11 protein-coding genes are annotated in these 12,303 nt (G+C 69.5%); 10 read left to right on the top strand and 1 reads right to left on the bottom strand.

Annotated features, from left to right (window positions below; all coding sequences use genetic code 11):
- Positions 1–249: 249 nt before the first annotated feature.
- From aroQ to WS62_RS31540, 3 genes are read left to right on the top strand one after another with little or no spacing between them, the layout of a single operon-like run.
- The gene (aroQ, locus tag WS62_RS31550) at positions 250–705 is read left to right on the top strand and encodes a type II 3-dehydroquinate dehydratase (protein ID WP_066484060.1); all 456 of its coding nucleotides are present in this window, start codon (positions 250–252) and stop codon (positions 703–705) included.
- Entirely contained in the window at positions 702–1,556 is an 855-nt protein-coding gene (locus WS62_RS31545) for a shikimate dehydrogenase (RefSeq protein ID WP_066579449.1), read from the top strand. Before aroQ ends, WS62_RS31545 begins: the two co-directional genes overlap by 4 nt.
- Before the next feature lie 38 nt (positions 1,557–1,594).
- The gene (locus WS62_RS31540; protein ID WP_066579447.1) at positions 1,595–2,938 is read left to right on the top strand and encodes an MFS transporter; all 1,344 of its coding nucleotides are present in this window, start codon (positions 1,595–1,597) and stop codon (positions 2,936–2,938) included.
- A 446-nt stretch (positions 2,939–3,384) separates the two neighbouring features.
- Here WS62_RS31540 and WS62_RS31535 read toward each other — a convergent pair whose 3' ends face one another.
- Positions 3,385–4,494 (bottom strand): 2-aminoethylphosphonate--pyruvate transaminase, encoded by a 1,110-nt coding sequence (locus WS62_RS31535; protein ID WP_066579444.1) that lies wholly within the window; start codon positions 4,492–4,494, stop codon positions 3,385–3,387.
- Positions 4,495–4,732: 238 nt separating this feature from the next.
- Between WS62_RS31535 and phnS the strand changes: the two genes are divergently transcribed.
- From phnS to WS62_RS31500, 7 genes are read left to right on the top strand one after another with little or no spacing between them, the layout of a single operon-like run.
- Complete coding sequence (phnS, locus tag WS62_RS31530; protein ID WP_066579441.1) at positions 4,733–5,815, top strand: 2-aminoethylphosphonate ABC transporter substrate-binding protein; 1,083 nt, start codon at positions 4,733–4,735, stop codon at positions 5,813–5,815.
- A 56-nt stretch (positions 5,816–5,871) separates the two neighbouring features.
- Positions 5,872–6,969 carry a 2-aminoethylphosphonate ABC transport system ATP-binding subunit PhnT gene (phnT, locus tag WS62_RS31525; RefSeq protein WP_066579438.1) on the top strand — a complete coding sequence of 366 codons (1,098 nt, stop codon included), beginning with the start codon at positions 5,872–5,874 and terminating at the stop codon, positions 6,967–6,969.
- The gene (phnU, locus tag WS62_RS31520; protein ID WP_066579655.1) at positions 6,947–7,894 is read left to right on the top strand and encodes a 2-aminoethylphosphonate ABC transporter permease subunit; all 948 of its coding nucleotides are present in this window, start codon (positions 6,947–6,949) and stop codon (positions 7,892–7,894) included. Before phnT ends, phnU begins: the two co-directional genes overlap by 23 nt.
- Entirely contained in the window at positions 7,884–8,738 is an 855-nt protein-coding gene (gene phnV / locus WS62_RS31515) for a 2-aminoethylphosphonate ABC transport system, membrane component PhnV (RefSeq protein WP_066579436.1), read from the top strand. The genes phnU and phnV overlap by 11 nt, the downstream gene beginning before the upstream one ends.
- Before the next feature lie 60 nt (positions 8,739–8,798).
- Positions 8,799–10,040: a phosphonoacetate hydrolase gene (gene phnA / locus WS62_RS31510; RefSeq protein ID WP_066579431.1), complete on the top strand. Its 1,242-nt coding sequence runs from the start codon at positions 8,799–8,801 to the stop codon at positions 10,038–10,040.
- Complete coding sequence (phnY, locus tag WS62_RS31505) at positions 10,037–11,491, top strand: phosphonoacetaldehyde dehydrogenase (protein ID WP_066579423.1); 1,455 nt, start codon at positions 10,037–10,039, stop codon at positions 11,489–11,491. The genes phnA and phnY overlap by 4 nt, the downstream gene beginning before the upstream one ends.
- A gap of 4 nt (positions 11,492–11,495) precedes the next feature.
- Positions 11,496–12,041: a phosphonate degradation HD-domain oxygenase gene (locus WS62_RS31500; RefSeq protein WP_066579417.1), complete on the top strand. Its 546-nt coding sequence runs from the start codon at positions 11,496–11,498 to the stop codon at positions 12,039–12,041.
- The last annotated feature ends 262 nt before the right edge of the window (positions 12,042–12,303 follow it).

Genomic DNA, 12,303 nt, shown 5'->3' with positions numbered 1-12,303 from the left:
GTTTCCTGCGGATGAAGGGCGGTGCGAGACCGGCGGCGCACGGCCGGATGGACGGCGGATCGCCGATCGCGCTCCATCGAGAATCGGATAGGGCGCTGGCGCGCATTATACAAACTAACTAGATGGTACAAATAATAGAAAACCCGCAAAGACATTGCGCGCGCGCAAGTGCACACTGACGCCGAATCTTGACGATGCCGCCGTGCTCGTCTACGAATGCGTACCCGTTTTTTCACCGGAGTGTCATACATGAGCAAGCCGAAGGTGCTGGTCCTGAACGGGCCGAACCTGAACCTGCTGGGCAAGCGCGAGCCGCACATCTACGGCGCGCAAACGCTGCAGGACGTCGAGCGCCGCTGCGCACACGCCGCGCACACGCTCGGCCTCGCGCTCGAGTTTCGCCAGTCGAACGCCGAGCATGAACTGATCGACTGGCTGCACGAAGCGCGCGAGCGCGTGCAGGGCGTCGTGATCAATCCCGCCGCGTACACGCATACGTCGGTCGCGATCGCCGACGCGCTCTCGGCGCTCGGCAAGCCGATCATCGAAGTGCACATCTCGAACATCCACCGGCGCGAGGCGTTCCGGCACCATTCGTTCGTGTCCGCGGTCGCGGACGGCGTGATCTGCGGCTGCGGCACCGACGGCTATGTGCTCGCGCTGCAGCGGATCGCAACGCTGATCGGCCGGGAGGGCGCGCGATGACCGCACGTTCGTTTCTGATCGGCCTGATCGGCTCCGGAATCGGCGGCTCGCTGTCGCCTGCGATGCACGAGGAGGAAGGGCGCCGCCAGGGCTACAACTACGTGTACCGGCGCATCGATCTCGACGCGCTGCGGCTGTCCGTCGACGCGCTGCCCGAACTGCTGACGGCCGCCGAGCGAATGGGCTACGACGGCCTGAACATCACGCATCCGTGCAAGCAGCGCGTGATCGAGCTGCTCGACGAACTGTCTTCGGACGCGGCCGCGCTCGGCGCGGTCAACACGGTGCGCTTCGCCGACGGCCGGCGGATCGGCCACAACACCGACTGGTCGGGCTTCGCGAAGGCGTTCGCGCGCGGGCTGCCGGGCGCGCCGCTCGAGCGCGTCGTGCAGCTTGGCGCGGGCGGCGCGGGCGCGGCCGTCGCCCATGCGGCGCTGACGATGGGCGCGGCGGAGCTGGCGCTGTTCGACGTCGACCCGAGGCGCGCGCGAACGCTCGCCGACCAGTTGCAGGCGCGCTTTCCGCAAGCACGCCTGAGCGCGGGCGGCTCGCTCGCCGATGCGCTCGCGAGCGCGAACGGCCTGATCCACGCGACGCCGACCGGGATGCTGACGCATCCCGGCCTGCCGCTGCCCGCCGAGCTGCTGCACAGCGACCTGTGGGTCGCGGACATCGTCTACTTCCCGCTCGACACCGAGCTGATCCGGACCGCGCGCGCGCTCGGCTGCGAGACGCTGCCGGGCGGCGGAATGGCGGTCTACCAGGCGGTCGACGCGTTCGAGATCTTCACCGGCCGCGCGCCGGACGCCATGCGGATGCTCGAGCATTTCCAGGCGCTCGTCGGACGCTGAATCCCAGAACCAGACAGATTAGAAACAAGGAGACATCGATGCCCCAGCCGATTCAAACCGACGCCGTGTCGGCCGCGCTTGCCGCGTCCGCCCGCGCCGCGGGCGCGACGCAGCCGCGCTCGAACGCGCGCTACCGCATTCTCGCGCTGCTCGCGATCGGGACGATGATCAACTATCTCGACCGCACGGTGCTCGGCGTCGCGGCGCCGGGCCTGACGAAGGCGCTCGGCATCGGCGCGGCGGTGATGGGCGTGATGTTCTCCGCGTTCTCGTGGACCTACGTGCTGTCGCAGGTGCCGGGCGGCCTGCTGCTCGACCGCTTCGGCAGCAAGGTCACCTATTGCTGGTCGATGACGCTGTGGTCCGCGTGCACGCTCGCGCAGGGCTTCGTGCACGGCGTCGCGCCGCTCCTCGCGTGCCGGCTCGGGCTCGGCGTGACCGAGGCGCCGTGCTTCCCGACCAACAGCCGCGTCGTCGCAACCTGGTTCCCGCAGAAGGAGCGCGCGATGGCGACGGGCACGTACACGGTTGGCGAGTACGTCGGCCTCGCGTTCCTGAGCCCCGTGCTGTTCGCGCTGATGGGCGCGTTCGGCTGGCGGTCGCTGTTCTGGGTCGTCGGCGGCGTCGGCATCGCGTTCGGCTTGGTCTGGTGGACGCTCTATCACGAGCCGCGCGACCATCCGCGCGCGAATGCGGCCGAGCTCGCATACATCGCCGAAGGCGGCGGCCTCGCGCAGCCGTCGAGCGGGCGCGCGCAGCAGACGTTCAACTGGCGCACCGTCAAGCAACTGCTCGGCAAGCGCCAGCTCGCGGGCATCTGCATCGGCCAGTTCGCGGGCAACTCGACGCTCGTGTTCTTCCTCACGTGGTTCCCGACCTATCTCGCGACGGAACGCCACATGGTCTGGCTCAAGATCGGCTTCTTCGCGGTGCTACCGTTCATCGCCGCATCGGTCGGCGTGATGTTCGGCGGGATCTTCTCCGACTGGCTGCTGCGCCGCGGCAAGTCGGCGAACGTCGCGCGCAAGCTGCCGATCATCGCGGGGCTCCTGCTCGCGTCGACGATCGTGCTCGCGAACTACGTGAAGAGCAACGAGGCGGTGATCGCGATCATGTCGGTCGCGTTCTTCGCCCAGGGGATGGCGGCGCTCGGCTGGACGCTCGTGTCCGACATCGCGCCGGAAGGGCTGCTCGGCGTCACGGGCGGCATCTTCAACCTTGCGGCGAATCTCGCGGGCATCGTCACGCCGCTCGTCGTCGGCTTCGTCGTCGCGGCGACCGGGTCGTTCTTCGGCGCGCTCGCGTTCATCGCCGTCATCGCGCTGATCGGTGCGCTGTCGTACATCTTCGTCGTCGGCGACATCGAGCGGATCGTGCTGTAACCGCGGCGAGCGCGGTACGCACGGCGCGCGCGGCGCGGGTTCGGACGCGCGCGCCGTTTTTTGCACTGGCTGTTCGGCGGCGGCTGGTTTGTGGTTTGCGGCGTCTGCTGCTGCTTGGGCCGAAAGCCGGGGGGCGGACGTCCGGGCAAGCGATGAAACGCGCGAGGGCACGCGCGCAACGTTTCGGTTGCGCGTCGGTGTAATTGGCTTGAGCCGTTCAGCCGCGCGTCATGCCCGGCGTGTCGTCGCCACGGCGCATCACCGCCTCGCGATGCCGAGCCCAAACGGTGAGAGGCGACAAGCGAGGGCCCCAGCGCAACGTTTCGGTTGCGCGTCGGCGTGATTGGCTTGAGCCGTTCAGCCGCACGTCATGCCGGACGCACCACCGCACCACCGCACCACCGCACCACCGCACCACCGCACCACCGCACCACCGCACCACGCCATCACCGCATCGCGATGCCGAGCGCCCGCAACGCGCCGCCGATCGCCGCCACGGCTCCCCGAATTTCCTCCGCCCCGAGCGCGCCGATGCAGCCGACACGAAACGTCTCGGCCGTCGTCAACTTGCCCGGATACAGCACGTAGCCCGCGTCGCGCACCGCCGCATAGAACGCGGGGAACGCATACGCGGGATCGGTGGGCGCGTGGAACGTGACAATCACGGGCGCCTGCGCACGCGCGTCGAGAAACGGCGCGAAGCCGAGCGCGCGCATCCCGTCGATCAGCGTCGCGCAATTGTCCGCATAGCGCGCGCCGCGCGCCGCCTGCCCGCCTTCGTCGAAGAACTGGTCGAGCGCGGCGCGCAGCGCGGCGAGCACGTGCGTCGGCGGCGTGAAGCGCCATTGCGACGTGCGCGCCATGTACGCGAACTGGTCGTGCAGATCGAGCGCGACCGACGGCGAGCGTCCCTCGGATGCTTCGAGCAGCGCGCGCCGCACGATCACGAAGCCCATGCCGGGCACGCCTTCCAGACACTTGCCGCTCGCCGAGATCAGCGCGTCGATGCCGCTGCCGGCGAGCGCGATCGGCAGCGCGCCGAACGAGCTCACCGCATCGACGATCAGCGTTTTCCGATGCGCCCGGCAGACGGCCGCGATGTCGTCGAGCGGATTCAGCAGGCCGGCGCTCGTCTCCAGATGCACGAGCGCGACGTGCGTGATGCGCGGATCGCGCGCGAGCGCATCGTCGATCTCCCGCGCGCCCGCCGGCTCGTCTTCGGCGAACGGCAGCTCGACGAGCGCGATCCCGAGCCGGCGCAGGATCTTCACGATCCGCGCGCAGTACGCGCCGTTGTTCGGCACGAGCACGCGGCCGTCGCGCGGCACGAGCGTGCCGAGCGCCGCCTCGACGGCGAACGTGCCGCTTCCCTGCATCGGCACGCAGACGAATGCGTCGCCGCCGCCCGCGATCCGGACGAGGTCCGCGCAGACGCTTCGCGTCAGCCGGTTGAAGGCCGCGTCCCACGAACCCCAGTCGTGCAGCATCGCATCGCGCGTCGTGCGCGACGTCGTCAGCGGGCCGGGCGTCAACAGGATGGGATCACGTTCGAGCATGGCGTCGTCACTCCAGAAAAAGGTCGAAATCGGGTTGTCCGGAGATGTGGAGGATAGTGGCGAAATGTGTCGTTTTTTGGAAATCGAGAGATTCGTCACGGAGCTGTCATCGAACGCTGTGATGCTTCGATTGCCGCGAGAAACCGGAGCGTCCGGCCGCGGCGGGACGGCGGCGTGGCCCGTGCGGACGGCGTCGGCGCCGTTCGGCCGTTCGTGTTCCACCCTACGGAGAAGCGACATGACGTATTCGAATTTCCCGCGCGGCGGCGCCTGGCGCCGCTTCGCGCTCGCCGCGTGCGCGGCTGCGCTGTTGCAAGGGGTTGCGACGCACGCGCAGGCGGCCGCGGTCGTGCTGTACACGGCGGACGGCCTCGAAAACCTGTACCGCGACGTGCTGCCCGCGTTCGAGAAGCAGGAAGGCGTGAAGGTCAACATCGTGACGGCGGGCAGCGGCGAAGTGGTGAACCGCGCGAATGTCGAGAAGGGCTCGCCGAAGGCCGACGTGATCGTCACGCTGCCGCCGTTCATCCAGCAGGCGGGCCAGCTCGGCCTGCTGCAGTCGTATCGCAGCGTCAACTACAAGAACGTGCCGGCGATTGCGAAGGCGGAAGACGGCTCGTGGGCCACCTTCGTCAACAACTACTTCTCGTTCGCGATCAACCCGTCGGTCGTGAAGAGCCAGCCGAAGACGTTCGCCGATCTGCTGCATCCCGACTACAGCGGCAAGGTCGCGTATTCGAACCCGGCGACGGCGGGCGACGGGATGGCCGTCATCATCCTGACGAGCGCGCTGATGGGCGAAGACAAGGCGTTCGACTACCTTGCAAAGCTCGAGCGCGGCGTGAAGTTCCACACGAAGGGCACGGGCTACCTGAACGTGCTGCTGTCGCGCAACGAGATCGCGGTCGCGAACGGCGACCTGCAGATGGATCTCGACGACGCCGAGCACGGCGGCCTGTCGATCAAGCCGATCTTCGTTTCCGCGAAGGAAGGCGAGCCGCCGACGACGTTCCAGCTGCCGTACGCGATCGGCCTCGTCAAGGGCGGCCCGAATCAGGACGCGGGCAAGAAGCTGATCGACTATCTGATGTCGACCGACGTGCAGGCGAAGGTGCCCGACATGTTCGGCATCCCGGGCCGCACCGACGTGCCGCTCGCCGGCAAGAACGGCGAGGCGGTGAAGCGCGCGATCGCCGGCGTGAAGCTGATTCCGGTCGACTGGAATGCGGTGATGGCGAAGAAGCCCGTGTGGACCGAGCGCTGGAAGAAGGAAGTGATCGGCGATTCGGGCAAGCAGACCGACGTCGTCAAGCCGAAATGAGCGAACGCCGTCGCCGCAACCAGCCGACGCGATGACGCGTCGAAGGACGAAACCTGGTGGATACCGCAAGTCTCACCCATCCCGGCGCGTTCGATGCGGCGCGCCCGCACGCGACGCCGCGCGCGGGCGCGCCGGGCGGCGTGCGCATCGAGCATCTGAGCGTGCGCTACGGCGCGCGCGCGGTGCTCGACGACCTGTCGCTCGACATCGGCGCGGGCGAACTGCTCGCCGTGCTCGGCAAGAGCGGCTGCGGCAAGACGACGTTGCTGCGCTTCATCGCCGGCTTCGTGAAGGCGGACGGCCTGACTGGCACGCTGACCGTCGCCGGCCGCGACCTGACGCACGCGCCGCCGCACAAGCGCAATCTCGGGTTGCTGTTCCAGAACTATGCGCTGTTCCCGCACCTGACGGTGTTCGAGAACGTCGCGTTCGGGCTGCGCGCGCGGCGCATGTCGTCCGCGGAGGTCACGCGGCGCGTCGCCGATGCGCTCAAGCTCGTGCAACTCGGCGATGCCGGCCACCATCTGCCCGCGCAGTTGTCGGGCGGCATGCAGCAGCGGGTGGCGCTCGCGCGCGCGCTCGTGATCGAGCCGGACGTGCTGCTGCTCGACGAGCCGCTGTCCGCGCTCGACGCGAACCTGCGCGCGTCGGTGCGCAGCGAGCTGAAGGCGCTGCACGAGCGCTTGCCGAACCTGACCGTCGTCTGCGTGACGCACGATCGCGACGACGCGCTCGTGCTCGCCGATTGCGCGCTCCTGATGCGCGACGGCCGGATCGCGCAGCTCGGCACGCCGCAGCAGCTTTACGACGCGCCGGCCGACGGCTTCGTCGCGCGTTATCTCGGCGCGGCGAACCTGCTGCCGCCGAACGTCGTGTTTCCGTTCGGCGATCCGCGCCACGGCGTGCGCGACAAGGTCGCGTGCGTGCGGCCGGAGCGGTTGACGGTGCGGCCGTTGGGCGTTGGGCGGCTGCACGGCACGATCGCGTCGGTCGAATGGCACGGCGCGGCGCTGTCGCTGACCGTGATGCCCGATGCGGCGTGCGACGAGCCGGTGCTCGTCACGATGCAGCGCGGCCGCGGCCCGGCGCCCGAGCGCGGCGCGCGCGTGTCGCTCGATTGCGAGGCGGATGATGTCGTCCTTATTTCACCTTGAACCGCGCGCGGCGCTCGCCGCCGATCCGGCGGCCGACGCCCGCATCCGCGCATCGGCCGCCGCGCACGACGCGGCCGCGCGCCGGCGCGAGCGGCATGCGAACGCGCGCATCGTCGTGCTCGCGGCCGTCGTGCTCGGCCCGCTCGTGCTGTATCCGCTTGCGCGGCTCGTGCTGCTGAGCGTGATCGGCGACCACGGCGCGACGCTCGCCGCATACCGGGCCTTTTTCGCGAATCACGACATCCGCGACGTGCTCGGCACGACGCTGTGGGTACTGTTCGCGAGCGCGGGCACCGCGTCGGCGGTTGGCGTGCTGCTCGCGGCGTTGCTGTTCTTCCGGCCGTTCCCCGGCGCGTCGCTCGTCACGCGCTTCCTGGAGCTGTACGTCGCGTTCCCGTCGTTCCTCGTCGCGTTCACGCTGATTTTCCTGTACGGCTCGCAAGGCTCGGTCAGCATCGGCCTGCAGCGCCTGCTCGGCCTCGATGCGCCGCCGCTCGACTTCCTGTTCGGCACGGGCGGCGTGATTCTCGCGCAGACGGTGTTCTACACGCCGTTCGTCGTGCGGCCGACGCTCGCGTCGTTCGCGACGCTCGATCCGCGGCTCGTCGAAGCGGCGTCGAGCCTCGGCGCGAACGGCTGGATGCTCGCGCGGCGCGTCGTGCTGCCGCTCGCGTGGCCGGGCATCGCCGCGGGCGTGATCCTGTGCTTCCTGCTGACGCTGAACGAATTCGGCATCCTGCTCGTGCTCGGCAGCGCGAAGCGGGTCACATTGCCTATCGCGATCTACGGCAGCGCGACCGTCGATCTCGACCTGCCGGCCGCGGCCGCGGGCGCGGTCGTGATGCTCGCGATGTCGCTGACGCTCTACGCGCTGTACCGGCGGATGAGCCGGCGCGCGAGCGAAGGAGGGCGCGATGTCCGCTGACCTGTCGACGCGCGGCGTCGCGGTGCCGCGCCGCGAGCTGCGCTGGACCGATACGGCGGCGCGCTACGCGTCGCGCGCGCTCGTCGTGCTGACGGCCGTCGTCTGCTGCTGGCTGTTCGTGCTGCCTGTCATCGTCGTCGCGCTGTCGAGCGTCGCCGAGCACTGGTCGGGCACGATCCTGCCCGCCGGCTACAGCCTGCGCTGGTTCGAGCGCCTCGGGCGGCCCGAATTCGACGCGCTCGCCGCGAGCCTCGAGATCGGGCTCGGCGTCGCCGCGCTCGGCACGGCGCTCGGGATCGCGCTGGCGCTCGCGCTCGAAGGGCGCAGCCGGCGCGGCGTCGGCGCACTCGTCGACGCGCTCGTGATGCTGCCGAACGGCGTGCCGAGCGTCGTGCTCGGGCTCGCGGTGCTGATCGCGTATCACGCGAAGCCCGTCGATCTGTCGAGCTCGCCCGCGATCGTCGTGCTCGTGCAGCTCGCGCTCGTGCTGCCGTTCTGCTACCGGTGCGCGGCCGCCGCGCTGCGCCCGGAGCTGACCGTGCTGCGCGAGGCGGCGGCGAGCCTCGGCGCGCCGCCCGCGATGGTGTTGCGTCGCGTGCTGCTGCCGCAGCTCGTGCCGGCGATCCGCGCGAGCCTCGCGCTCGGCTTCGCGCTGTCGCTCGGCGAGCTCGGCGCGACGCTGACGGTCTACCCGCCCGGCTTCGCGACCGTGCCGATCGTCGTGATCGGCGACGTCGAGCGCGGCTACTACCTGCCCGCGTCGGCGCTGTCGCTGCTGCTGCTCGGCGCGTCGCTCGTCGCGCTCGTCGCGATCGCGGCGCGCGCGCCGCGGCCGAAGCGATGAGCGGCGGGCCGGCGCGCGGTGCGCGCGTACCATGAACGAAAGGCCCCAACGGCGAACATCATGAATCGATCCATCGAAGTCAACGGCCGCGTCTACCGGATGCCGACCGAGCCGACCGTCGCCGTGTGCGTCGACGGCTGCGAATACGATTACCTCGAAGAAGCCGCGAACGCGGGCGTTGCACCGTTCATCGCGCGCATGTTGCGCGAAGGCTCGGCGTTCGACGCCGATTGCGTGATCCCGTCGTTCACGAACCCGAACAACCTGTCGATCGTGTGTGGCGCGCCGCCGTCGGTGCACGGCATCTGCGGCAACTTTTTCTGGGATCCGGACGCGCAGGACGGCGCGGGCGCCGCAGTGATGATGAACGATCCCGCATACCTGCGCGCGGGCACGCTGCTTGCCGCCGCGGCGGACGCGGGCGCGCGGGTCGCGGTCGTGACGGCGAAGGACAAGCTGCGCCGGCTGCTCGGCTGGCGGATGCGCGGCGTGTGCTTCTCGGCGGAGAAGGCGAACCAGGCGAACCTCGGCGAGAACGGCATTGCCGACGTGCTCGACTTCGTCGGCCTGCCGTCGCCGGACGTCTACAGCGCCGCGCTGTCGGAATTCGTGCTCGCGGCGGGCGTGCGGCTCGCGCAGAACCGGCGCGCGGACCTGATGTATCTGTCGACGACTGATTACGTGCAGCACAAGTGCGCGCCGGGCAGCGACGGCGCGAACGCGTTCTACGCGATGATGGACCGCTACCTCGCCGCGCTCGACGCGCTCGGCTGGGTGATCGGCGTGACCGCGGACCACGGGATGAACGCGAAGCACGATCCGCGCACGGGCGAGCCGAACGTCGTTTATCTGCAGGACGCGCTCGACGCGTGGCTCGGGCCGCGCCGCGCGCGCGTGATCCTGCCGATCACCGATCCGTACGTCGTCCATCACGGCGCGCTCGGCTCGTTCGCGACGATCTATCTCGCGGACGGCGTCGACGCGGCGGCGGTCATCGGCCGCCTGCGCGAACGCGACGGCATCGAGCTCGCGCTCGACAACGCGACGGCCGCCGAGCGCTTCGAGCTGCCGGCCGACCGGATCGGCGACGTCGTCGTCGTGAGCCGGCGCGACGTCGCGCTCGGCACGCGCACGAGCGAGCACGACCTGTCCGGTTTGACGGTGCCGCTGCGTTCGCACGGCGGCTTGTCCGAGCAGCGCGTGCCGCTGTTGTTCAACCGCCGGATCGAAGGCGTCGAGCCGGGCCGCCGGCTGCGCAACTTCGATCTGTTCGATCTCGCGCTGAACCGGGCCGCGCGATGACGCTGACGCTGCTTCGCGATCACCCCGCGTTTCGCCGCGAGACGCTGCGCTGGTGCGGCGAGCGGGCGGCGCGCGCGCGCACGCTCGACGTGTTCGATCCGTATTCGGGGATGCGCGTCGGCGAGGTGCCGCTCGCGTCGGTCGACGACGTGCGGCGCGCATTCGACTACGCGGCCGCATACCGGCCGACGCTGTCGCGCTACGAGCGCTCGCAGATCCTGGAGCGGGCGGCGGCGCGCCTGCGCGCGTGCGCGGAACAAGCGTCGACGCTGATCTCGCTCGAATCGGGCCTGTCGAAGCAGGACTCGCGCTACGAGATCGGCCGCGTGGCGGACGTGTTCAAGTTCGCGTCGATCGAGGCGCTGCGCGACGACGCGCAGAGCTTCTCGTGCGATCTGACGCCGCACGGCACGTCGCGCCGCGTGTTCTCGCAGCGGCAGCCGCTCGACGGCGTGATCGTCGCGATCACGCCGTTCAATCATCCGATGAACCAGGTCGCGCACAAGATCGCGCCCGCGATCGCGACGAACAACCGCGTGATCGTGAAGCCGTCGGAAAAGGTGCCGCTGTCGGCGCTGTACCTTGCCGACGTGCTGTACGAAGCGGGATTGCCCGAGCCGATGCTGCAGGTGCTGACGGGCGATCCGCGCGAGATCGCCGACGAACTGCTGACGCATCCGTGCGCGACGCTGATCACGTTCACGGGCGGCGTCGCGATCGGCAAGTACATCGCGGCGAAGGCGGGCTACCGGCGCATCGTGCTCGAGCTGGGCGGCAACGATCCGCTGATCGTGCTCGACGACGCGGACCTCGAACGCGCGGCGACGCTCGCCGCGCAGGGCTCATACAGGAACTCGGGGCAGCGCTGCACGGCGGTGAAGCGAATCCTCGTCCAGAAGGGCGTCGCGCCGCGCTTCACGGAGCTGCTCGTCGAGAAGACGCGCGCATGGTCGTACGGCGATCCGTTCGATCCGGCGAACCGGATGGGCACGGTGATCGACGAAGCGGCGGCCGCGCTGTTCGAAGCGCGCGTCGACGAGGCGGTGTCGCAGGGCGCGCGCCTGCTGACGGGCAACGAGCGGCGCGGCGCGCTCTATGCGCCGACGGTGCTCGACCGCGTCGACGCGTCGATGACGCTCGTGCGCGAAGAGACGTTCGGGCCGGTGTCGCCGATCATCGCGTTCGACACGATCGACGATGCGATCCGGATCGGCAACGGCACGGCGTTCGGTTTGTCGTCGGGCGTGTGCACGGACCGCGCGGACGCGATCGTGCGCTTCGTCAACGAGCTGAACGTCGGCACGGTGAACGTGTGGGAAGTGCCGGGCTACCGGCTCGAACTGACGCCGTTCGGCGGGATCAAGGATTCGGGCTTGGGCTACAAGGAAGGGGTGCAGGAGGCGATGAAGAGCTTCACGAACCTGAAGACGTTCTCTTTGCCGTGGGCATGACGGCATGGCGCTGACGCTCGACGACATTCGCGCGCTGTTCGATCGCCATGGCGACATCGGATACAGCGGCGAACCGGTGACGCAGCGCGAGCACGCGCTGCAGAGCGCGCAGCTTGCGGAGGAGGCGGGCGCGGGCGACGCGCTGATCGCGGCGGCGCTGCTGCACGACTTGGGCCACCTGCTGAACCGCCGGGGTGAAACGCCGACCGCGCACGGCATCGACGACCTGCATCAGTATTACGTGCTGCCGTTCCTGCGGCCGCTGTTTCCGGACGCGGTGCTGGAGCCGATCCGTCTGCACGTCGACGCGAAGCGCTGCCTCTGCGCGATCGATGCGTCGTACTGTGAGCGCCTGTCCGCGGACTCGGTGCGCAGCTTGCGTTTGCAGGGCGGCATCTTCTCCGGTGCCGAAGCCGGCGCCTTCCTGCTGCGCCCATACGCGGTAGACGCGATCCGCCTGCGCCGTTGGGACGATCTCGCGAAGGTGGCCGGCAAGCCGACGCCGGACCTGGATTACTACATGCGCGCGGTCGAGCGCACCGTCAAATAGCGGCAGCCTCCCGTTTCCCTATATGGAGAGGGCGCTCGGGCGGACATGCGCGCCCCCCCGTTCCGAGCCGCTTCGCGCGCTCGGAACGGGGGGGTAAATTTCTTTCGGAAAAGGACTTGCGCGAAAGCGGAATGGTGCCTAGAATCACGCCTCTTTCGCGGTAACGGAAACGTAGCGCGAAAGGGGGAGATGGGAAGTTCCGGTGCTCGGGGCGAGACGGTTGGCGGGTTAGTCGACCGAGGGTGCGGGAAGATGATCTAGG

Source organism: Burkholderia sp. ABCPW 14 (assembly GCF_001523835.1).
In the GTDB taxonomy this organism is placed as follows: Bacteria; Pseudomonadota; Gammaproteobacteria; order Burkholderiales; family Burkholderiaceae; genus Burkholderia; species Burkholderia mayonis.
The sequence above is the reverse complement of the archived record's forward strand: the minus strand, read 5'-3'. Positions and strand labels throughout refer to the sequence as shown.

Excerpts from the sequence above, each read along its gene's own strand:
- aroQ (WP_066484060.1), top strand. The coding sequence starts at position 250 with ATGAGCAAGCCGAAGGTGCTGGTCCTGAACGGGCCGAACCTGAACCTG.
- WS62_RS31545 (WP_066579449.1), top strand. The coding sequence starts at position 702 with ATGACCGCACGTTCGTTTCTGATCGGCCTGATCGGCTCCGGAATCGGC.
- WS62_RS31540 (WP_066579447.1), top strand. The coding sequence starts at position 1,595 with ATGCCCCAGCCGATTCAAACCGACGCCGTGTCGGCCGCGCTTGCCGCG.
- WS62_RS31535 (WP_066579444.1), bottom strand. The coding sequence starts at position 4,494 with ATGCTCGAACGTGATCCCATCCTGTTGACGCCCGGCCCGCTGACGACG.
- phnS (WP_066579441.1), top strand. The coding sequence starts at position 4,733 with ATGACGTATTCGAATTTCCCGCGCGGCGGCGCCTGGCGCCGCTTCGCG.
- phnU (WP_066579655.1), top strand. The coding sequence starts at position 6,947 with ATGTCGTCCTTATTTCACCTTGAACCGCGCGCGGCGCTCGCCGCCGAT.
- phnV (WP_066579436.1), top strand. The coding sequence starts at position 7,884 with ATGTCCGCTGACCTGTCGACGCGCGGCGTCGCGGTGCCGCGCCGCGAG.
- phnA (WP_066579431.1), top strand. The coding sequence starts at position 8,799 with ATGAATCGATCCATCGAAGTCAACGGCCGCGTCTACCGGATGCCGACC.
- phnY (WP_066579423.1), top strand. The coding sequence starts at position 10,037 with ATGACGCTGACGCTGCTTCGCGATCACCCCGCGTTTCGCCGCGAGACG.
- WS62_RS31500 (WP_066579417.1), top strand. The coding sequence starts at position 11,496 with ATGGCGCTGACGCTCGACGACATTCGCGCGCTGTTCGATCGCCATGGC.